Raw genomic sequence first — 22,035 nt, 5'->3', positions numbered from 1 at the left:
TCAAATAAGTAAGTGATTAATCAATAGTTCACTTAGTATATATGAAATAGCACACCATTGCAATGCTGTAACGGTACGTTGACAGGCGCAGCGTGGCTTGTATGGGGATTCACATAAAAATAGCACCCTAAATGGATGCAATTTTTATGCAAGATATCTGGCACGTTCATATCCAAAATGCACCTGCGTTCATACAAGCGTAAGCTCTTATTTCACATACCTCTTAGGTTGTTCAATCCTCGATCTCCCACTGGGGATTCCAGGCTATTTCCCACAAATGACCGTCCGGATCTAGGAAGTGTCCAGAATATCCTCCCCAAAAGGCATCATGCGCGGGATCCGTTACAATGGCCCCTGCTTTTTGGGCATGTTCTATGATCTTATCCACTTCTTCTTTACTGCCGACATTGTGACCAATCGTTATTTCGGTAGAGCTTGGTGATGTCAGAGTGACCTTGGCCTCATGGGCGAGATCATGGCGATTCCAGATAGCGAGCTTTAAACCTGCTTGCAAGTCGAAAAAGGCAACCGCTCCATGTTCAAATTCTTTACCTATTATACCTTGTGTGGGCAAACCCAATCCGTCTCGATAGAAAGTCAATGATCTTTCCAAATCATCTACACCCAATGTGAGTACGGTAATACGTGGTTTCATCATTTGATCGGTCCTCCATAAATCGTTTATTTTATACCCTTGAAGTATATGATCGTCTATTTTAATGCTTTATAATTGTAAAAAACGGACACGTTTATTTAAAAACTTCATTAGGAGCCAATCCATAAAAGCGTTTGAAATTGTGAATAAAATGCGGTTGATCATAGTATCCGTATTTCACAGCAATATCAGTGAAATGGGACTGTGAACCCTTATTCAGCTCCTGCAAGAGATACTGAAATCGAATGATGCCTGAAAGTTCTTTTGGACTAACTCCTAGCTCATTCTGAAAGGTTCTTCTTACATTTCTTTCACTGTAACTGAGTTTTTCCGCAAGAGTGCGGATGGAAACCATTCCATAACTAGCATGCATGTAATGCATAGCCGCTTGCAGCAGTTGATCCGTTTGTAGCTCATAGTTAAGTAATTTTAATAAATTGAATTCAATCCGCTCCATCATTTCTGATAAACCTTTGGCTGATTGTACTTCTTCCGCTATAAACACTGCTTCTCTTCCCCATATGTCTTCAAGAAGCACATGATGTCCAGTCAACTCGGAAACAGGATATCTTATAAATTGACGAACTTTATCCGCAAAGAAACGAATGCCAAATAAGGAGTAGTTTGTTGTAAGGTTTATCGTTTCGAATGTCGTCATCAATCCCACCACAAAGGCACCTTTGGCAAGGGAAGAAGCTCTTAAGTCAATAATAATATCTATACATCCATCCGGTATGATGCGGTGCAATTTATTGTTATGAGATGCTTTGGAGTGAATGGTCCAATAACAAGCAATATAAGGATCCAAACCCTTACTCGGTAAAAACTCCTGATATCGATAATTCGAATCTAGCAACTCGCTTTGTAGTGTAGGTGGTTGCAAAGGAAGATATACACGCATGGTATTTCCCGCTCCCTTAAAATCGTCGATTCAACATAGGCATAATGCTTCCTCAAAATCTTTTTATGTATATTTTAACTGTTGCAGAGGCTCCGCTTCAAGCGAATTATTTGGAGGATGCTCAAGGAAATGCTCAAGGATTCCAAGCCCTACTAGCCCTTCGCTTTTCTTCATTTGCTCCCCCACCTCATGAATATTATAATTGTCTCATCGTACCTAAGCCTGACTTTAAGTTATGGAGATGAAGTCCTTTGTCGAGTCTAACCATTGGGCCATTAGCAGCCACGCTATAAATGCATCTCCATGATTCAAATTTTAGACGATGGTTTTTACCGCAAATGCCTTACCTGGTCGAAATATTTTATAAAAATAATATCCATCGGCACTTGTACCTAGAGAAAGGAGTAATCTATTTTGTTGTTAGCTATTTTCATTTTCATTCTGGCAGGACTTGCCGAAATTGGTGGCGGGTATCTTGTTTGGCTTTGGTTACGGGAATCCAAACCCATGTGGTACGGCATTGTAGGGAGCATCATACTTGTCGCCTACGGAATCATTCCAACGCTGCAAAGCTTTCCATCATTTGGTCGCGTCTACGCAGCATATGGTGGTGTATTTGTTGTTTTAGCGGTTCTGTGGGGATGGTTCGTTGATAAAAAAACACCTGATACTTACGATTGGATCGGAGCCGCTGTTTGCGTCCTCGGAGTCTCGATTATGCTTTGGGCTCCTAGAAACTAATATTTTTCTTATTTTCTACAAAAGTCAAATAAAAGAATAGTGAAGAATCGACCAAGAAAAAAGACAAAATCGCGTAGCATTAAGCTTTCGCGATTTTGTCTTTTAATGAGTTTATTTATCCACAAACGACATGGAAAAGATAACTCAAGTTTTATTAAAGTAGAAGATTCACATTTACAATTCAGTATGATACAGAGCTTCGGCCAACAGCACGATCACTAAGGCTTGTCCATAGGCCGTCGGGGCGAAGACGATCTTTTTATAGTCTTCCTTACGGTCGCAGATCGGGGTTCCCCCAGAGACGTTTAACACCGTACCGTCTTCGGATATGTTCTCCAGCACAGCGGCTACCGCTTTACGGCATGGTGCTAGATAGCTGGAATCCAGCAAGCCTTGACGGATCCCCTTCAAGATGCCCGCCGTAATCGCAGCCGTGCCGGATACCTCTGTATAGCTGTCTTTATCATCGAGCAGGGTGTGCCAAAGTCCGTTTTCATTCTGCAATTCAACCAATTTATCTACTTGGGCCTTATAGGTGCTGAAAATAAGGTCACGGGACTCCTCCGTTATGGAATCTTGCATAATTTCCAAAAACTCAGGGGCTGCCAATGTAAACCAACTGTTGCCCCGACACCAATGCGCTGCACTGAAATTGTTTTGATTATTGAAATCGTAGCCATGGAAGAACAAGGAATTCCCGGGATTAAAGATATGTTTGATATGAAGTGCAAACTGGTTGATCGCCTCGTTCATCCAACCCGGATTATTATATTTTTTGCCCATTTTGGCGGTGAACAACACAACCATAAACAAAGTGTCGATCCATATTTCTTGATCGTGCAAATTTAACTCGAACTTCGAAGTATTACCCGAAGTTACATGCTGAATCCCGTTCTCCTTTGTCCGTGGGCACTCATTTTCAATCCATTGCATCCATTCCAAAGCAAGCTTCTCTATGCTGGGAATGTCCATCAACGTAAGTAAAGGCGCCGTCGTATTTACATTTTTGAGGGGCAGTCCGCGCTCGATCTGTTCGTTGGACCACTTCACGAAGAAGTCCTGATATCCGTCAAAGCCTTCTTGATTCGTGAGTTTATTTAAACCGTATAAGCCAATGCCCTGCGGCCAGTCCCATTCTTCCATTCCAAAGTCGCGGGGAAAGTACCCCAAGGCTTTACCTTCAGCAGCCAATTCCTTTAAATGGCTTTCGTTGTCGGGTCTTTTTAAATGTAATAGTTGATTGATAACTTTCTTTAATCCTTGTTGGATGGTATCCTGCATGGCAGTTGCTCCTTTTTGTTTATGTTTGTTTCATAGTGAATCCCAGGTTGAAAAAGCGATTAACCAAATAAAAACCAATAAGAAGGCAGAACTTACTAGTCATTGTACCTTCTTTTCTCCTTCTGAGCAACGAAAAAAGAAAAAAGTAACGGGCAGGTTTCTTCAACAACTGCAGTAACTATATGGGTACCAAATAAATGCCATGAGATGTAATTTTTGAATAACTATTTTAAAAAATAGGTGCATTAGAAAAGCGGCATGTTACTTTCTCATTAGCTTTTTTAAGTCCTAATGTTGATAATAAACCATAAGAAAACCGCCTTGCTGAAAAGGCGGTTCATTGAGCTATCGTGCCCTTTAGTTTAAAGTCGCAATCTTAAAATCATTAAGTCTTCATCGAAATACTGTTCATCAAACTTTAATGCATGTGGTTCTACACCGTAAACTTCAAACCCCAGCGAGACATATAAGCGTTTTGCTGATTTGTTATTAGACACAACCGTCAAATGAATCTGTTCCAACCCTTCACATTCTTTTGTTGCTCTTTCAATTAAGGCTATTAGAAGGGCTTTACCTAACCCCCTTCCTCGAAATTTAGGCTCTACGTACATGCCGTAAATATTTCCTTTATGTGCCGTCTTAAGCCTGTTTTCACGTGAAAAATTGACAATGCCAACTAATGTGTTATTGTCGTCAAAACATCCCAATGCAAATTGATCTTTTGTATGGTGTATCCTTTCTATAATGTACCCCAGAGGTTTAGTTTCTTCTTGCTCATACGTTGATCCAAATGCATCAGAATCATTTTTCAATGCACGCAACCTTACTTCCTTGTACACTTGGGCATCAGAGTCATTCAACAGACGAATGTTCATTAGTCACTTCCGTTCATTTATCAAATTGTTCTAAATAAAACTTGCGGATTGAAGTAAACTCCGTTTAGCTTATCAAGAATAAGCAGAAAGCCGAAGTTTGGTGTTCGTGTCGGTCACAGTAAATAGGCACGATTTGACCAACATGTTTTTCTTATTCGATGCGGTATTCTCATATTCCTTGCTGTCTAAGTAACGAAACCAAGCCAAATAATGTTGCAAATATTTAGTTGCAACACCATTAAAGCGATCCATCCATTTCTTCAAACGGCTGTGGCAGCTGTTTACGTTTTCGATATGGTACACGCCTTTCACACGTTGCTTTCCGTCGGACTTGAATCGGTAATGAGCCAAGCCTTTTGAATTGGCATAGGAACTGAAAGCTGTAAGGAAAAGAAACACAACAAAAAAACGGCATCTCTGCCGTTTTGGTTTATGGTTTATGACTTGTAACATTCGCGCTAGCTACATAATGAAAGATGCTTAGTTAGGTCACCTTTTTGAAATATATATGGCCCCGATACCACTTGATAAGTTCTGGTAGTCTCAAAGGGACAAGTCTATTGGCAAAAGCCCTAGTTGATCTTTTTTTCATATGCGAACCAGAGCTATTTTTTTAGAAGTAAATAAACGAAGTATGGACCGCCGATCACCGATACCATAATGCCAGCCGGAATACCATTAGGACTGACGAGATTGCGACCGAGCGTGTCCGCGATGAGCAAGAGCCACCCTCCAAGCAAAACAGCGACGGGGATGAACAATCGATTACGCGGACCGACCAACGCCTTGGCAATATGTGGTGCCATTAAACCTATAAATGCGATCCCGCCTGTGACAGATACCGCTGACGCTGACGCGGCGACGGCGGCCAGAATCAACATGAGGCGTTCCCGTTCAAGCTTCAGTCCGAGGCCAATCGCCACTTCTTCTCCCAAACTGAAAAGATCCAGCTTACGAGACTTGTATAAGGCAAACGGAATTAGCAGAATCACCCAAGGAAGCAAAGCCCAGATAAACGGCCAATCCGCTCCCCAAACGTTGCCCGCGAGCCATTTCGCGATAAAGTCGACCTTCGAGCGTTCTGCCGATGAGATAATTACGATCATAATCCCCGATAAAGCCAGGGAAAAGCCCACCCCGACCAGAACTAGCCGGATAGGATCAAGCCCTTTCGTTCGGCTATATGCAAAAATATAAATAAGTGCAGCCGTGACCAATGCGCCAATCAGTGCGACCAACGGCAGCATATAGACGAACGATCCTACGTTGATCGGGAAGTACAGGAAGAAGATAGCGATCGCAACTCCCGATCCGGAATTGATGCCGATAAGGCCAGGATCGGCCAGATCATTGCGAGTAACGCTTTGCAATATGGAGCCGGCCATCGCAAGCGCCATGCCGGACAGCAAGGTAATCACAATTCGCGGCAATCGGACGGAGAACAGAACGAAATTTTCCTTGAAGGTGCCATGGCCCCACAAGACGGGGATCAGCCTGTCAAACGACAAAGAGGAATACCCTATCCCCATGCTCGCTACAGCCGTTACAGCGATTAGCCCCAAGCAGAAAAGAAGGATCAGGCGTTGTTTGCGGATAAGAGAGGACAGGGTCATGAGAGAACTTTGCCTCCTTTACGCACGACGAATAAGAAGAAAGGCAAGCCCAGCATGGCTACGATAGCTACCAGAGGGGTCTCGTAAGGTGCGTTGATCGTACGGCCCAGCGTATCGGCAAGCAGGATGAACGTGGCTCCCGTCAAAGCCGAGAAGGGCAAGACATGCCGATAATGGGTACCTACGAGCTTGCGGACAATGTGAGGAATCATTAGACCCACGAATGCCATATTACCGACGAGTGCCACTGATGAGCCGGTAAGCACAATGACAAGAACCAATAGAATCGCTTTGATCAGCATTAGCTTTTGCCCTAATCCAGTGGCCACCTCATCGCTCAAGCTGAGAACGCTCACTTGGTTGGATAGGAACATAGCCGCTGCAATGCCCAGAAGAATCACCGGCGCAATCGCCTGGATTTGTCCCCATGTGGTTCCGATCAAGCCTCCGGCAGTCCACATGGATACGTCCTTAGATATTTTGAATACGAGGCTGACGCCTTCACCGATGGCATACAGAAACGCGGACACTGCCGCTCCGGCCAATACGATTCGAGTCGGAGACAGCCGGCCACGGCGCGTTGAGCCAAGAGCAAGTACCAAAGCCGCTCCAAAAGCAGCGCCGAGGAAACAGGATACCATGATGCCAAAGTAGTTCAGCCCGGGGAACAACACGAAAGCCAATGCGAGCGCCAGATTGGCGCCGGAAGTCAGACCTAGCAAGCCCGGATCGGCCAATGGATTGCGGGTGACCCCCTGCATGATGGCGCCGGACACTGCCAAAGCGGCCCCGATCAGAATCGCGGCCAGCTCGCGGGGCATCCGAAGCTCGCGAAGGACGAGAACTTTTTCGTCCTTCGGGGCGAAAGTCAGCGCCAGCCATAGGTCACGGAGCGTTGTTTCCGCTGCGCCGAATATCATCGATAGGACGAAACACAGCACGAGTACAAGCAAGCAGCCAAGGAGCTTATATGAAATAGCAACGGGTTGTCGTTTACTCTTCATTGGATGTCATCAATTCCTAATGGCCGAGAAAATGCCGGATGAAAAATTCCAGTTGGTATTCCATGCTCAGAGGATCGTTAAAATAGAAAGTCTTCGCATCGGCCTCATAGACGTGTTGATTTTTAACAGAGGGAAGATTCTTGTATGTCTCGGTGTTCTGGAACGAGTTGTTTTGATCCGCATCCTTGCTGAAAATGACATAGTCACCCGTGTAATCCTTCAGAACTTCCGTCGACAAGGCGAAAAAACCATCTTTTTTTGTCGCTGCTTTGACTTTCTCCGGCATTTTCAGCCCGAATTGCTGATACAGAATTTCAGTTCCGCGGCCAAAGTTGTCTCCATAGACGTAGAGCTGCTTATTGAACGTCTCGATGACCGAAACCGTCGCCTCCGCACCGATCTTCGCCTTGATTTCTTCTCCAGCCTTCTTGGTTCGAGCATCGAAATCATCCACCCAAGCCTGAGCTTCTTTTTCTTTATTCAACAATTTACCGATTTCAACCTGCTGTTTCTTGAAATCGACTTTACCGTACGTATATGTAACCGTTGGGGCGATTTGCTTGAATTTATCGATGTTTTTAATATCCGATAGTCCGATAATAAGGTCCGGATTCAGCTCGATTATCTTTTCCAGACTTTCATCCGAAACTGCCGATACGTTTTCCAGCTTTTTTACGAAGTTCGGATTGTTCTTAGACATTTCGTCCACGCCAACCAGTGGTACACCAAGTATCATCACATTACCCGTCAGGAATCTGGTGAGTACGACGACGCGCTTTGGGTGAGCTGGAACTTCTACGGGTCCGCTCTCTGATTGATAAGTAATGGTATCGGATTTCGAGGCGGCTGACGGAACGGCCGAAGAAGAATTTGCAGAAGGGCTGATTGCTTGGTTGTTATTGTTCACTTGATTGCCGCCACAAGCGCTCAATAGAAGAACAAGAATCAGAAGGATCGGAACAAAAAGCTTTTTCATGAAATGACTCTCTCCCTTTTCAATTATGATGTCTTCATGATCATGTATATGATTATGAAAATCATTCTCATCTACATAAACTATTATATGGATGCGTCAGGCGCCGAACCATGCCTTTTTGTTTGATAATAAGCATGGACTATTGATGGACAGTAAATAACGCTACAGCTCGTTGAAGCTGCAAACGAATAGAAACCGGGTTGTAGGGGATCCATTCATCCTTATCAAGATGATGTATGCAATTCCGCTGTACGGCGGGAAGCTCATTCCAATAGGGAGAGTTAAATATCGCTTCAGAATGCGCAGTGGAGCCTTTAACATCCGGAAATACAGTTACCAATATCCGTTCTCCTGCATAATCCGCGAGCTCCGATATATCGATGGGAATGGAATGCAATTGATCCCCGAGCTTCTCTATTTCCTGCTGGATCCTTGCAGGAGGCCGCAGCCCGAGCGATTGATACATAACATATCCAATATTGCGAGCTCCATAAACGAGCAATTGCTCCGGTTTAATGACGAGAATCGTAAGGATCTCATCCGAAGCTCCGCTTTGCTGCACCAGCGAACGGGCTGTCCGTTCCTCTTGTTCAAATTCGGCTAACCACCGCTCTGCCCGCTCGCTTCTCTGAATAACCTGGGCGATACGGCGAAGGTGTTCCTTCCATCCTATTTCCATCCATGAAATTTCCATAATAGGCGCTACAGCCCTCAATTGTCCGGCATTCAACCCGTATTCATACAAATGCTGGCTTGCTGCAAAAATCAGCTCGATATTGTTGTCAAGCAATACCGACTTCATCTGTTCTACAGCGCTATCGGCATTAATAAACACCATCGTTTGCGGCGGCTGCAACCCATCCGTATTCACATATTCGCTATTGTCCGAAATCATGACGGCTGGTTCCAAGCCCAGCAGCAGCAGATGGCTGGCGTATGGCGTAAGCCACACGGCCACGCGTTGGAAGGAACTCCGATTAAAGGCTGAAGGTGATGCTCCCGTCTGCTGCTTAAACCGCCGGCTCAGATAAAATTCATCCTTGTAACCAACCTTCAGTGCAATCTCCCTAAGCGTGCCCGTTCCGTTAAGTAATAGCTCCTTGGCCCGGTGAACACGAAGACGCGACAAATATTCGTTGGGCGAGAAGCCGGTAAGCTGCTTAAAGAGAGTCGAATAGTGAGATTTGCTAACGCCTGCTATTTCGGCTAACCGCTCACGCGTTATTTTATCGCTGTAGTGGTTTTCCAAATAGGCCATGCTGCGTTCCATGGACGGCTGTTCGCTTGCCGCATACTTAGACTCCTGAAGGTCGAGTAACTGGAGAATGATTTGATGAAATACAATTTGGTTCTTCACGTGGCGAGTTTCGCTTTCTGGTGACCGATGGATATAAAGCTCCTCCACCTTAGCTACACTCGCAGGCTCGTGAGGAAAGAATTGAATGTTGGAATTAAAGGCCACCTCGCTTTTCCGCATCATAGCACCTGATAGTGCAGACCTTGCCTGCTCCATGGTGCCGATTACCAGCTTATAAGCATGCAGCGGCTGCGTGCGATTTGCAATTAAAACGGCATGCCTATGTGCCGGAAGAAGGATAACATTCCCTTCCATAAGCTCGTATGTAGTTTGACCGTCGTCAGCATTCAGAACGCCCTCGCCACTGACAATCGCAATCAGCACGGTTAAACTCTCATGAATCTTATACATCGGTAGATTCGAGGTGCTGTACAGCGATTGAATGCTGTCAGCTGTATATAATGGAAAGCGGGACTCCGCCCACTCCGAGACCACAACGTTATTCACAACGAAACCTCCATTACAATAAAAGTTCGATATACCATTAGAATGACACTTTCTATCTATACTATAAACTATAATACCCATACCTGCAGATAACCCATTTCACCTGTAGCGCTTATAGGGCACATCTTTACAGTTTTTTCTGTGCATGGGAGGGTCTCCCCAGTTGCACAGATTTCGCCATAGACAGGTATACAAGCTACGAAGGTGGCTTGGTCCCTCCTTCGGCTGGACTTTCACGATATAGATGATGCGTGCCCCCAGGCACGCTAAAACAAAAAAAAACGGCATTTCTGCCGTTTTGTTAGGTGTTGTTGGAGGCAAGGAGGACCGTACCCCTGACCTCTTCGCTGCCAGCGATCCCGCAGTAGTCATAGTCAACTACACTGCCCTAGCCGCTTGATCGTGAACTATATAAGATGAACCAAAAAAACATACAGCCCAAGCGGAGAAAGCGGACCCTTCTGGAGAAACAAAGTGTTCGCCTTTGCAGACGGATTCTTACCCCTATAGGGCTAAGAATACAAAGAATCTGGCTGCAACAGCGATTGGAAGAAGGGTCTGCTTTCGCAGCGTCTCCCTGCTGTCCGAATGTTTGGTTCATCTTATATAGTGACTCTTTACTTCCATCTCTCTAGCTTGTGAATGTTTCTTACATACATGCCGCCTAAAAACTTTGGAAGCCCCATTTCAATGCACTTTTCTCTTACTCTTTGTTTCATCTCATCTACAGTGATATTTTTTTGTGTGAACTCACCTTCGTGATAACAATGTTTACAATACATTAGACTTTTCTCAAGATTTTTTTCAACCCCGCGATCTTCCGCTTTCTTTAACGGCATGGCACAACTTTGGCATTTTTTATATTCTTTCATCGATATCTCCTCCAAACCGTTTAGTTAATTCTCTAGTGCTTTAAAAATTTTTTTGACTCTTTTTAACTGAGAAACCGTAAGATATTGTGCTCTTTTTTTTAACACATTCAAAAAATCTTCTTTATTCTCGTTTGATACAGCAAGTAGCGTACTTTCCGAGTGCTGGGGGATTTCTTTTGATCTACAAGTTTCTAGATGATTAAGTAAAAAAGGGAAAATTCGCTCATTGTATTGCTTGTTTACGGATGCAAGCTTTGCTAGTGTTAGTATACCTTTGTCAACGGTAATGACGGAACCTTTATTAATGGTAGAAAATAATGTTTCGAGATGATCCATAATGGAAGCGGATGATACTATAGCAATGGTAGATAAAGCGGTGAATCCACCCCAAACCAATCGATTATCGCGATTCTTTAGCAATTCAATAAAAATCAAAACATACTTGCTTATAAGCTCTGGTTTTACTTGTCCTATTTCATACACTACTTTTATACAATCGTGTTGAATTTTGCTATCCTTGTTCGATAAGTTTTCTATTACTTCGTCTATACCTGTAATATTATTTTCGTTGATTAATTTATGGGCCAACTCAATATTGGGTTCCTCATCTTGCCGATTTAGCTGTGAAGCTAATTTGTACACGATAGTCATAATAACTCCTCATTTACCAAGTTTTAATCCTAGTTTCTATTCATTTCAAACCATCAATATTATCGACTCCACATGTCTGGAATGCAACAGAAATCAATACAAAAAAACGGCATCTCTGCCGTTATAGTTTAAAATATTGGTGGAATCAAGGGGGATCGAACCCCTGACCTCTTCGCTGCCAGCGAAGCGCTCTCCCAGCTGAGCTATGACCCCAAGTTGATAATATTTCGAAAGTTGCACTGAGTCATCCTATTCTGTCAGTTTGGAGTATAATTCTTAATTAGACCTAGCTCTCTGCTAAGCTAAACCCCGTACGTTTGGCGACAAAAATGATCATACCACAGGTACTTTCTGCTTGTCAACTGTCTTTTTTCTACTTCGATACCATTTATTTAGAGTCATCCACCACATGATTTTTGGACAAAATTTCGGTGAGTTCCCTCATGAACATGTTGATGTCTTTAAATTGGCGGTACACGGATGCAAAGCGAATATAAGCGACCTCATCGACTGGATAGAGCTGTTCCATCATGATCTCTCCGATGTCTCGGCTATTGACCTCTGCATGAGCCGTATTGCGGATTTGCTTCTCCACCTCGGATACAATCATGTCGAGCTGCTCAATCGATACAGGTCGCTTCTCACAGGCACGAATCAAACCACGCAGCAATTTTTCGCGACTGAATTCTTCACGGCTGCCATCTTTTTTGATGACTATAAGCGGCGTTTCTTCGATCATTTCGAAGGTTGTGAAGCGCTTTGTGCATTTTTCACATTCTCTGCGGCGTCGTATCGATTTATTTTCATTGGCGGCTCGGGAGTCCAGCACTTTGGTGCCATGGTAGTCACAATAAGGACATTTCATCGGGTAACGCTCCTCTTGTTAAACGAAATTATAAAGCTAGATGTAATTGGCAACGAATACCTGTAATGAAGTTCGCGGATTCGCACATAATAGGTTTACCAACCACAAGGAGGTGAAACACACATGGGCGCAGGACAATCTCGGAGCAGCAACGTTCTTGTAGTACCTCAAGCAGGTCAGGCATTGGATCAATTGAAATACGAAGTAGCTCAGGAATTGGGAATCTCCATTCCTCAAGACGGTTACTATGGTAACATGGCTACTCGTGACACTGGTGCAATCGGTGGACACATTACTCGTCGATTAGTACAAATCGCGGAACAACAGCTTGCTGGTCAATTTAAATAACAAATGACTTGATAAGGAAGTATGGGAGGCCACTTTTATTTAGTGGCTTGTCCTATACTTCTTTGTTTTTCGGCAGGAATGCCCCATTCCTGAGCATACAGCTTGTGATACTTATTATAATAATACAAAACGCGCTGAATGTAATGTCTTGTTTCACCATAAGGTATGGATGCGACATTTTCAAGAGTCCCATCCCATTGTTCGTCACTCAACCAGTGACTAACATTACCTTGTCCGGCATTATACCCGGCTATCGCAAGCACTGCATTTCCCTTGAACTGCTTATGCAGCCAATTTAAGTACCAGGAGCCCATTTGGATACTTACCGCAGGGTTATGTAGATCATTCTTAAAGGATGGTGAAAAGCGAGCTGTATCCACGATCCAATCTGAAGTGTCCGGCATGAGCTGCATCAGGCCATAAGCCCCTTTTTTTGATTCGATATGGGTCTTATAATTGGATTCAACCCGAATGATAGCTGCGATCAGAAACGGGTCCAACTGGTAGGTTGCTGCGTTTTGTTGAATTTCATTTTGATAATGAATCGGATATAACAACTTGCTTACAGAACTGCTGGTCAAAAAAAGAAAACAAACAAAGGTAAAAAATAGCAAGGCAAACACCCGTTTTTTTCGCCAAAAGCTGACGCTCATAACAGCCCCCTTTCCCTGAGGAACCTGTCTACCTGACCTTCCGTTAGGATCAGATCACCCTGATTATCGATAACAATGTCGGCCCTTGCCTTTTTCAATTCAATATCCATCTGAGCCTGCAATCTTTGCTCTGCCGCTTCACGGGTCATCCCATCACGCGCCATTAATCTTTCAAGCTGAACGGTTCTGGGAACGTAAACCACCATGATGGCTTCATAATCAGCCTCCAAGCCCGATTCATACAATAAAGGAATATCGGCAACGACCAGCTTGTCCGGATACAAATTCTCATATTGCTCCCTCCGCTCGCGCATTAATGCCCTAATAGGAGGATGAAGCAAATTTTGAAGATCTTGTAATGCTTCTGTATTGCCGAACACAGTCTCTCCCAGCTTCTTGCGATTCAAAGTACCGTCTGGAAATAGTATCTCTTTACCAAATCGGCCCACTATATGGTCAAGAGCCGGCATACCAGGCTCCACCACTTCTCTTGCGATCCGATCGGCATCAACCAGCATCGCGCCGCGCTGCACCAGTAGATTAGAAACGGTGCTTTTGCCACAGGCGATGCCTCCGGTCAACCCTATATTCATGGCTAGTCTCCTTAAAGTTTTGCTTTAGCAAAACTAACATCGTAAGCATTCACTTCAAGTTTTGCTTTAGCAAAACTAACTTCGTAAGCATCTGCTTATTATAACAGCTTCATAATTCCCATCACAATCAATACAAATCCCGGAAAAATGGATAAGCTGCGCATCCATGATAAATCTGCATATTTGTAGCCAACACGCAAACCTGCTGCCAAAAAAATCCCGCTTGCCATAGCGATAACCATAGACGTAAGCCAAGGCGTAAACCCGATCAAGGCAGCGCCAATCCCAGCCCCAAAAGCATCCAATGATAAAGCGATGCCGAGAAGGAAAGCTTCATAAGGAGAAATATTACCGGAGCGATCCATATCCGCCATAGAAGGTGTTCGTAAGATTTGAATGACTAGACCAAAGCGCTTAAGCTCAATATACAATACTTCTTTAGCAGTTGGCAGTGGATCTGGTTTTGCTGCGGGCTCTGATTCAATTGCATTTTCATGTACAACTGCAGGTACGGATTCAACAGATTCCTGTTTATTTCCCAACACCTGATACAATGCCCACAAACCTATACTGATCAGGATGATGCCGCCGATGCTTTTTGCAAAAACCGGATCGACATATAGGCTAATCCAAACACCAATCTGCATCGAAGTATAAATAATAACACCGGAACAACCTGAAATGATAGCAATCGATACCAATGGCATTCTAATCTTGCGCAGGCCGTATGTAACACCTACGCCAAATCCGTCCAAGCTTACCGCTAAAGCCAGCAGCATTAAGGAGATAAAAGGAAGCATGGCATTCCCTCCCGACCATTTTACCCTACTATATGGCGGATAGGGTTGGAGGGTGCAGCTTTTATATAGGCTTTATCTTCTTATCTCTGGTACGCTTCAAAGGCTGACAATGAGGACAAAAGTGAGTGCCCCGTCCAGCTACGACGCTTTTCTCAATGGGCTGTCCACATGTATAGCAAGCTTCCCCCTTACGTCCATACATCTTGAATTGATGCTGGAACATCCCGATCTCACCCTGTCCATTCACAAATGATTTGATCGATGAGCCGCCAGCAGCAACAGCCTCACTCAGGGTCTTCACGATGGCTTCATGCAGAGCGGCCAGCTCCTTGGGTGTCAGCGAATTCGCTTCACGCTCAGGATGAATTCGAGCCAGATGCAGGGATTCATCCACATATATATTCCCTATACCGACGATGTATTCCTGATTAAGCAGCAACGGCTTAATTTTCGTGGATCGATGAGCAATCCGGGCACGAAACGCAGCCAGATCGAACGCCTCTTCCAGCGGCTCGAGACCCAGCTTTTTGAGCGGCTGTTCCTCAAGCTCCCTTCCCTTCGGAAATAGATGCATCGTTCCAAACTGGCGCACGTCCTTATAGCGCAGCTCCGTACCGTCCGTAAAATGAAACACGACATGCGTATGCAGCTCTAAAGGGTCTTTGCTATCGTACAGACCATATCTGCCCTCCATACGGAGATGCGATACGAGTGCAAAATCATCCAGCAGGAAACGTAAAAACTTGCCTCTTCGCTCTACGCTAAGTATTGTTTGCCCAGCGAGCTGTATACAGAACTCCCCAACTTCCTCTGGCTTAATAATAATTCGATTCAAATGAACACTTACATGATCGATCTGTTTACCTATGACCAGTTCGTTTAATGTTCGTCTGACCGTTTCAACCTCCGGCAATTCCGGCATGATGTCCTCACCTCTAGTTATTTAAAGTACGGTGAATAAGTCTCCGCTGCGAAGCCAAATATCCTTCCGATCGGCTGTAACATTACGTAAACAAAGACGAACGCTAGCGCTTCTCCAGAATCATTTGACTGCTCCGCTCATTTTTCACCGCACTTCTGTCTTATTTTCATTATTTCGCCTCATACCAGTTCGAGCCAGTGTCCACATCCACTTTAAGCGGCACATCCAGCTTAAGCGCACCCTCCATAACTTCCTTCACGGTTCTGCGCATCACTTCGATCTCGTTCTCAGGCACCTCGAATACCAGTTCATCATGTACCTGAAGCAGCATCCGGCTTGCTAGCCCATCACGCTTCAAACGCTCGTCCATTTGAACCATAGCCAGCTTGATGACATCAGCCGCGGTACCTTGAATAGGTGTATTCATCGCCGTTCGTTCAGCAAAGGAACGCAGGTTGAAATTGGATGCAGAGATTTCAGGCAAATATCGGCGGCGCTGCAGCAGAGTTGTCACGTAGCCATCCTTACGGGCCTTCAGTACGATATCATCCATAAAACGGCGTACCCCTTGGAATACGACAAAATATTGCTCAATGAACGCGGCGGCGTCCTTACGAGTAATATTCAAATTTTGCGACAAGCCGTAATCGCTGATCCCATAAACGATCCCAAAATTTACTGCCTTGGCTTGTCTACGCATATTGGAATCAACAGCCGATTCAGCGACGCCAAATACATCCATCGCCGTTTTCGTATGAATATCCATATCGTTCAGGAAAGCTTCCATCAGGTTCTTATCCTGTGAAATATGTGCAAGCACGCGCAGCTCGATCTGCGAATAGTCAGCGGTTAGAATCGACCAGCCTGGCTGTGAAGGGACAAATACCTTACGGATCTTGCGTCCTTCCTCCAGACGAATAGGAATATTTTGCAAATTCGGAAATTGTGAGCTTAATCGGCCTGTAGCAGCAATCGTCTGCCTGTAGTACGTATGCACCTTACCGGTTTCCGGACGTATTTCCTTTAGCAGCCCTTCGACATAAGTCGATTGCAGCTTCGCAAGAGATCTATAGTTCAAAATATGACTAATGACAGGATGGTAGGGCTCCAGTCTTTCCAGTACCTCAGCATCAGTCGAATAGCCGGTTTTTGTTTTTTTGTATGCAGGCAGATTCAGCTTCTCAAATAAAATTTCCCCAAGCTGCTTCGTTGAATTGATGTTGAATTCACCGCCGGCTGCTTCATAGATCGATTTCATAATCTTGTCCAATTGCGCCGCCAGTTCCACACCATACTGCTTAAGCCCTTCAACATCGACCTGAATGCCCTTTTCCTCCATAGAAGCAAGCACGTTCGCTAGCGGCAGCTCCAGATCATAGAACAGCTGATCCATATCCTTGTGCTGCAGATCCTGCTTCATTAGCGTCAACAAGGTATGAATCGCATTGGCCTTACGGCAAAGATGGTCCGTTACGATCTCAATTGCAGGTACCTTGAACTTCGCTCCCTTACCGAATACGTCTTCATCCGCTTTAAGGGAAGGTAGGTTGTATTTGGCCAGCAATCCATGCAGAGTAAGCGCTGATTCTGTTGGGTCCAATAAATACGCAGCGAGCAGCACATCGAATGAAGTACCCCGAAGTGCAATTCCCTGCCATGATAATGCAATCTCGGCACGATGCTGGTCATATACGGCAACTGACTTATCCGGTGATTCCAGCCATGCTTTGAGCGTATCTACCTCAGAGCTGTTCTCCTTCAACAACTCGAACGGCACATAATAACAGGCCTCTTCGGTATGAAACGAAAGTCCCAGCACATAACCTGCGTGCGGATTGTCACCAATCACCTCAACATGCAGCGATTCTACCTTGTCCAGCGCATCTGTCAGCTCTGCCAGCTGCTCCAGCTTTTGGATAGCAATCGCGACAAGCTCTGCCTGAGGCTGTTGATCCGCGAGCTTCACATCTCCGCCGGTCAGATCCATTTTTTCCATTAAAGATTTGAACTCCAGCTTGTGAAACATCTCTGCCAAAGCTTGCTTCTCATACCCCTTATAAGCCAGCTCGTCCCAAGGTGTACCGATCGGAACCTCACGAAATATGGTTGCAAGCTCCTTGCTCATCCGTGCGTCGTCCGCATGCTCGACAACCTTCTCCTTCATCTTGCCTTTCAGCTGATCCGTATTCGCCAACACACCTTCGACTGAACCGTACTCATGCAGCAGCTTTAGCGCCGTCTTCTCCCCAACACCGGGAATGCCTGGTATATTATCGCTCGTATCCCCCATAAGCCCTTTCAGATCAATGATCTGATTCGGCGTCAACCCATATTTTTCCATAATATAGGGAGGGTCATACAGCTCAACATCACTAACCCCTTTACGTGTCAAAGCAATTTTCACATGCTCGGAGGCTAGCTGCAGCATATCCTTATCGCCGCTTACGACGATGACCTCAATATTGCCAAGCTCATCTGCCATCCTTGTCAAGGTTCCTATAATATCATCCGCTTCATAGCCCTCCAGCTCAAACTGGGAAACACCGAAGGCCCGGATCAAATCCTTAAGCACCGGGAATTGCTCAGAAAGCTCAGGAGGAGTCTTGGCCCTGCCGCCTTTATAATCCTTATAATTCGTATGTCGAAACGTCACCTTACCCGCGTCAAATGCAACGAGGAAATGAGTAGGCTTGTGTTCTTCCATTAGCTTCAAAAGTATCGTGGTAAAGCCAAAAACAGCATTCGTGTGCAAACCACTTGAATTACTAAGCGGCGGAAGTGCAAAAAACGCACGGTACGCAATACTGTTGCCATCAATGACGATCAATTTGGACATTATAGCACCTCATTTTCCATACTACCTCCATGATAGCATAGGACAACGCAATATAAAAAGCTTAATCCCACATTCCTGTACATAGGTGTGACGCCAGACATTCCAGCATAAACATAGGATATCAGGTTGCAAAGTAAGCTTGAACGGAGGAGATTCCATTGATAGGGAAAGTTTACAAAATCCCAGGAAAAAAAGCGATTTGTTTCGATCTGAATGAGACATTAATTCACCAAGGCATTCACTTTGAGCAGGCTTTTCGATCCGTCTGCAGCGACTATGCCGCTCGCGGCTTACAACAGGATCAAAGTGAGGTCGATAACCTTTGGGATCGATACCAAGCTAACTGGCAGCTCAACAAAAAAACGAAGGGAACAGCGATATCATTTGATCAGCTTCAGGAGCAATGCCTCCAGCAAGCGATTCAGGATCAGCAGATTCCGGTCCATCAAGGATTCGCAAAGGATTTTTTTCGACTCGTTCGACAGAGACGCATGGAGGGGAAAACTCTGGTACACGGTGTAGAAAGTACGCTTCGCGATTTGTCACGGCATTTTAAGCTCGCGATTATTAGCAACAGTCCCCATAACGAGGTAATGCACTTGCTGGATCGATTTCAGCTGCAGGCTTTTTTTCCGTCTGAACAAATATTCACTGCCCATAAGCTGTCTGAGAAAAAACCAGGAAGCTCTCTTTTTAAGACGGCTCTACAGACGCTGGAGCTAACACCGCGGCAGGCTGTCATGGTAGGCAACTCCTGGAAACACGATGTTTGCGGTGCCGTTAAAGCTGGACTTGACGTGATCTGGCTGCAAACTAATCAGGAAAACACAAACAAAAAAATTTCCCGGCAAAAGCTCGGGAAACGCAATATTTATTGTATTCAACAAATTAATCAGTTGCTTGAGCTATTCCAATAAATAAGCTTCAACATCTGGTTTGGTTATTTCTTCATCTTCCAATTCAGCTAAACCAAGGAAGGTACTGCAATATACACTGCCGACACTTGCTTTTGCCTGCTTTTTCAATGTCGCCGCGGATTGAGAAATCTCCTCAAGGGTGATCTGCGACTCGGATTCACAAACAATTAAGGATAAGGAAAGGGTCACGCCTCTTGTTTCAATCCGATTTCCTTTTCGATCCTCCACATAGGTCCAATCTTCACCTTCATAAAATAACGGTACGCTCTGGTCGAAGCGGCGAATGATTTCCCTGCACATCCGATCCGGCTCTTCCGCAGACGTAATCACTATAAAATCGTCGCCTCCGATATGACCGACGAAATCTAATGGCTTGCCGCAAAGCACAATAGCATGCTGAAGCACATCTGCCGTAAACTGAATCAGTTGGTCACCCTTTTGAAATCCATACTGGTCATTAAACCATTTAAAATAATCCAGGTCTGCATATAAAACTGAGAATGGCTTCTTTTCCATCAGCCGCCGGGTCAGCTCCCGTTGAATTTGGATATTACCTGGCAATCCTGTCAGCGGGCTTGCCACCTTCGCATTTTCCATCCGGGTGTTCGTGATGCACTCCAGGATCGCCCGAATGGATGAGGCACCCGCCATCTGGCCTTCATTCGTAATGATCACAAAATCATACAAATTCGTATCCCGTGATGTAGCCAACTGGGAAACCGTTTCAATAGGGGTATCCTTGTCTACAATAAGCGGCTTTGGGTCCATCATTTGATCAATGGAGCGATTCCAGAACAAGGAGAAGCCATACTGACCTGCCAGCTTTTGAAACAAACGCTCTCGCATCATCAAGCCTACAGGGACTCCATTTGATATGACAGCAGCTCCTTGGGCTTTGACATTGCTTTTAAAAAAATTCGCAACCTCGGATATGAGTGCCTTGCTGTCAAAGGTTTGAATCGGTGCGATAACATCACCAATAGTCAATGTTCCTCCACCTGTATCCCTGATTTTGCGGTGCTGCACAATCAATTCAACCCATTCCGGGTCAATTACCGCAATCTCTGTGGCAGGTCTGCCCAACAAAAAGCCTTGAACATAATGGATGCCCATACGCGTCAACAGCTGCAGCTCTTCCTGCGATTCAATACCTTCAGCGATCAAGCTAATATTAAGCTTATCAGCAAACGAAACGAAGGTTTCCATGATATATTCTTTATTTTTATGAAGATGAATATCGTGCACCAGAGAACGGTCGATTTTGATGAAATCCGGCTGCAGCTCAGCGATTGCCTGTAAGGAGGAATATCCTGCTCCCGCGTCATCAATGGCAATACGGTAGCCCTGATTACGGTAATGGTCAAGTATACGCTTGGTCGTGGTAAAGTCCTCAATGGAGCTGCGTTCCGTAATTTCAAATACGATATTGCCGGGCTTCAGGCCGCGAGCCTGCAGCAGCTCAAGAGTTTTACCAGCAGCAAAATGCGGGTCCTGCAAAATAGCCGCGGAAATATTGATAAATAACATTTCGTTGTTCTGTGAGAAAAAAGCTCCCTTGATCGCCATTTCCCTAGCCAATTTTTCCAAGGTGTATAAGACCCCTTCTTCCTCAGCAAAAGGAAACAATTTCATCGGGGAGTGGAACGGACTGTTCTTCGGTCCACGTGTCAATGCCTCGTAACCAAACACTGTACCATCCTTCAATGAAACAATAGGCTGATAAACAGAATGAATGAGTTTGGCCTCCAGAATATTCCGAAACTGCTTCTTAAGTATTTCGATTTCCGAATCCGTGTTCGCTATCGTAAACTGGTGAGTATCCATATTGATCCCTACTTTGAGTAAGCTGCTGTATACCCATAACTATAACAGACAACCTTCATCCCTATGTCAAATATGACCATTGTTTTGTTAAATTTGTGTAAAACCTTATCTCCGTGGAACATGCAAAAAAGAGCCTTAAGCAAGGCTCTTTTCCAGTTCATATATCCTTCTTCCAGGCGGGTCCGAACTACATACTCAGCAAAAAGCGAAATTGTAGCTATAAGCCTTTTAAACGTTCAGATCTTTCCGCTTGCCGGTAACCATGTAGATTACGCCTTCGCCAATGTTTGTTGCGTGGTCGGCAACTCGCTCCAGATAATGGGCGACAAACATCAGGTGAGACAGCTGCCGGTTGCGCTGGAAATCATTGTTCATCAACGCGATAATTTCATTCATTAATGTGCTGTACATTTTATCGATTTCATCATCCTTCTCGGCAAGCGAGGAAGCACGGTGAATATCCAGCTCCATATAAGAGAGCAGGCTTTCCTGCAGCATATTTCTAACCAGCACCGCCATCCGAGGAATATCCTCAAGCGGTTTAATTAATTGTTCACCGGACAATCGAATCGAGATTTTGGCGATATCCACCGCGTGGTCACTAATCCGCTCCAAATCCGTCGCAATTTTCAAAGCCATACCAATGATTCTCAGATCACTTGCCATAGGCTGCTGCAAAGCGATTAGCCTTAAACAACGTTCTTCTACCTCCAGCATCAAATCATCGATGACATCATCCTGATTAACCGTAGTAACGGCCAGCTTCTCATCCAGCGTCGCTAATGACTCGATAGCCTTGGAAATCGAATCTTCGACCAATGTACCCATTTTGAGTAAAACCTTTTGCAGTTCATCCACCGAATGATGAAAGTTATGGCGAGTGTCCATATTTGGTTCTTGTCCC

The 22,035-nt window shown here is 44.9% G+C and carries 21 protein-coding genes, 1 tRNA gene and 1 pseudogene; 3 read left to right on the top strand and 20 right to left on the bottom strand.

From position 1 onward, the window contains the following. Positions 1-232 precede the first annotated feature (232 nt). Positions 233-655 (bottom strand): VOC family protein, encoded by a 423-nt coding sequence (locus tag BM210_RS11520; RefSeq protein WP_091168464.1) that lies wholly within the window; start codon positions 653-655, stop codon positions 233-235. Between the two features lie 94 nt (positions 656-749). Beyond that, the gene (locus tag BM210_RS11515; RefSeq protein ID WP_091168010.1) at positions 750-1,556 is read right to left on the bottom strand and encodes an AraC family transcriptional regulator; all 807 of its coding nucleotides are present in this window, start codon (positions 1,554-1,556) and stop codon (positions 750-752) included. 414 nt (positions 1,557-1,970) lie between these two features. Here BM210_RS11515 and BM210_RS11510 point away from each other — a divergent pair, with 414 nt between their 5' ends. Beyond that, on the top strand, positions 1,971-2,297 hold the full coding sequence (locus BM210_RS11510) for a YnfA family protein (protein ID WP_091168008.1): 327 nt from the start codon (positions 1,971-1,973) through the stop codon (positions 2,295-2,297). 174 nt (positions 2,298-2,471) lie between these two features. Here the strand turns inward: BM210_RS11510 and BM210_RS11505 are convergent, their stop codons facing one another. The 11 genes and pseudogenes from BM210_RS11505 to nrdR all read right to left on the bottom strand — a co-directional run bounded on the left by BM210_RS11505 (position 2,472) and on the right by nrdR (position 12,238). Then, positions 2,472-3,578, bottom strand: coding sequence for a glycoside hydrolase family 88/105 protein (locus BM210_RS11505; RefSeq protein WP_091168006.1), 1,107 nt, complete (start codon positions 3,576-3,578; stop codon positions 2,472-2,474). Positions 3,579-3,940: 362 nt separating this feature from the next. Continuing rightward, entirely contained in the window at positions 3,941-4,453 is a 513-nt protein-coding gene (locus BM210_RS11495; protein ID WP_091168002.1) for a GNAT family N-acetyltransferase, read from the bottom strand. A gap of 72 nt (positions 4,454-4,525) precedes the next feature. Next, positions 4,526-4,834: pseudogene (locus tag BM210_RS35645) on the bottom strand (IS1595 family transposase); the annotation flags it as partial. A 224-nt stretch (positions 4,835-5,058) separates the two neighbouring features. Beyond that, entirely contained in the window at positions 5,059-6,066 is a 1,008-nt protein-coding gene (locus BM210_RS11485) for a FecCD family ABC transporter permease (protein WP_091168000.1), read from the bottom strand. Then, the gene (locus BM210_RS11480) at positions 6,063-7,070 is read right to left on the bottom strand and encodes a FecCD family ABC transporter permease (RefSeq protein ID WP_091167999.1); all 1,008 of its coding nucleotides are present in this window, start codon (positions 7,068-7,070) and stop codon (positions 6,063-6,065) included. The genes BM210_RS11485 and BM210_RS11480 overlap by 4 nt, the downstream gene beginning before the upstream one ends. Positions 7,071-7,086: 16 nt before the next feature. Beyond that, positions 7,087-8,046 carry an iron-hydroxamate ABC transporter substrate-binding protein gene (locus tag BM210_RS11475; protein ID WP_091167997.1) on the bottom strand — a complete coding sequence of 320 codons (960 nt, stop codon included), beginning with the start codon at positions 8,044-8,046 and terminating at the stop codon, positions 7,087-7,089. Between the two features lie 139 nt (positions 8,047-8,185). After that, positions 8,186-9,850: a helix-turn-helix domain-containing protein gene (locus BM210_RS11470; protein ID WP_091167995.1), complete on the bottom strand. Its 1,665-nt coding sequence runs from the start codon at positions 9,848-9,850 to the stop codon at positions 8,186-8,188. 617 nt (positions 9,851-10,467) lie between these two features. Beyond that, a complete protein-coding gene (locus BM210_RS11465; RefSeq protein WP_091167994.1) occupies positions 10,468-10,722 on the bottom strand; it encodes a zinc ribbon domain-containing protein in 255 nt (84 codons plus the stop codon). Positions 10,723-10,746: 24 nt separating this feature from the next. Further along, positions 10,747-11,373 (bottom strand): hypothetical protein, encoded by a 627-nt coding sequence (locus tag BM210_RS11460; RefSeq protein ID WP_091167992.1) that lies wholly within the window; start codon positions 11,371-11,373, stop codon positions 10,747-10,749. A gap of 137 nt (positions 11,374-11,510) precedes the next feature. After that, positions 11,511-11,586, bottom strand: a tRNA-Ala gene (locus tag BM210_RS11455). A 175-nt stretch (positions 11,587-11,761) separates the two neighbouring features. Then, complete coding sequence (gene nrdR / locus BM210_RS11450) at positions 11,762-12,238, bottom strand: transcriptional regulator NrdR (RefSeq protein WP_091167990.1); 477 nt, start codon at positions 12,236-12,238, stop codon at positions 11,762-11,764. 123 nt (positions 12,239-12,361) lie between these two features. Here nrdR and BM210_RS11445 point away from each other — a divergent pair, with 123 nt between their 5' ends. After that, positions 12,362-12,586, top strand: coding sequence for an alpha/beta-type small acid-soluble spore protein (locus tag BM210_RS11445; protein ID WP_076229044.1), 225 nt, complete (start codon positions 12,362-12,364; stop codon positions 12,584-12,586). 35 nt (positions 12,587-12,621) lie between these two features. Here BM210_RS11445 and BM210_RS11440 read toward each other — a convergent pair whose 3' ends face one another. From BM210_RS11440 to polA, 5 genes are all read right to left on the bottom strand, one after another. After that, a complete protein-coding gene (locus BM210_RS11440) occupies positions 12,622-13,239 on the bottom strand; it encodes a lytic transglycosylase domain-containing protein (RefSeq protein ID WP_091167989.1) in 618 nt (205 codons plus the stop codon). Further along, complete coding sequence (gene coaE, locus BM210_RS11435; RefSeq protein ID WP_091167988.1) at positions 13,236-13,832, bottom strand: dephospho-CoA kinase; 597 nt, start codon at positions 13,830-13,832, stop codon at positions 13,236-13,238. The genes BM210_RS11440 and coaE overlap by 4 nt, the downstream gene beginning before the upstream one ends. Positions 13,833-13,930: 98 nt before the next feature. Continuing rightward, complete coding sequence (gene ytaF / locus BM210_RS11430) at positions 13,931-14,632, bottom strand: sporulation membrane protein YtaF (protein WP_091167986.1); 702 nt, start codon at positions 14,630-14,632, stop codon at positions 13,931-13,933. A 61-nt stretch (positions 14,633-14,693) separates the two neighbouring features. Then, positions 14,694-15,554: a DNA-formamidopyrimidine glycosylase gene (mutM, locus tag BM210_RS11425; RefSeq protein ID WP_091167984.1), complete on the bottom strand. Its 861-nt coding sequence runs from the start codon at positions 15,552-15,554 to the stop codon at positions 14,694-14,696. Between the two features lie 169 nt (positions 15,555-15,723). Then, positions 15,724-18,390, bottom strand: coding sequence for a DNA polymerase I (gene polA, locus BM210_RS11420; protein WP_091167982.1), 2,667 nt, complete (start codon positions 18,388-18,390; stop codon positions 15,724-15,726). 158 nt (positions 18,391-18,548) lie between these two features. On the opposite strand from polA, the gene BM210_RS11415 reads away from it, so the two are divergent. Further along, a complete protein-coding gene (locus BM210_RS11415) occupies positions 18,549-19,307 on the top strand; it encodes an HAD family hydrolase (RefSeq protein ID WP_177237767.1) in 759 nt (252 codons plus the stop codon). Here the strand turns inward: BM210_RS11415 and BM210_RS11410 are convergent. Both BM210_RS11410 and phoU read right to left on the bottom strand, forming a co-directional pair. After that, on the bottom strand, positions 19,296-21,131 hold the full coding sequence (locus BM210_RS11410) for a GGDEF domain-containing protein (protein ID WP_091167979.1): 1,836 nt from the start codon (positions 21,129-21,131) through the stop codon (positions 19,296-19,298). The genes BM210_RS11415 and BM210_RS11410 overlap by 12 nt on opposite strands. Before the next feature lie 228 nt (positions 21,132-21,359). Continuing rightward, on the bottom strand, positions 21,360-22,019 hold the full coding sequence (gene phoU, locus BM210_RS11405; protein WP_091167977.1) for a phosphate signaling complex protein PhoU: 660 nt from the start codon (positions 22,017-22,019) through the stop codon (positions 21,360-21,362). Positions 22,020-22,035: the final 16 nt, after the last annotated feature.

This window comes from Paenibacillus sp. 1_12, from assembly GCF_900114475.1.
GTDB lineage: Bacteria > Bacillota > Bacilli > Paenibacillales > NBRC-103111 > Paenibacillus_S.
This window is presented reverse-complemented; position numbering and strand designations above follow the sequence as displayed.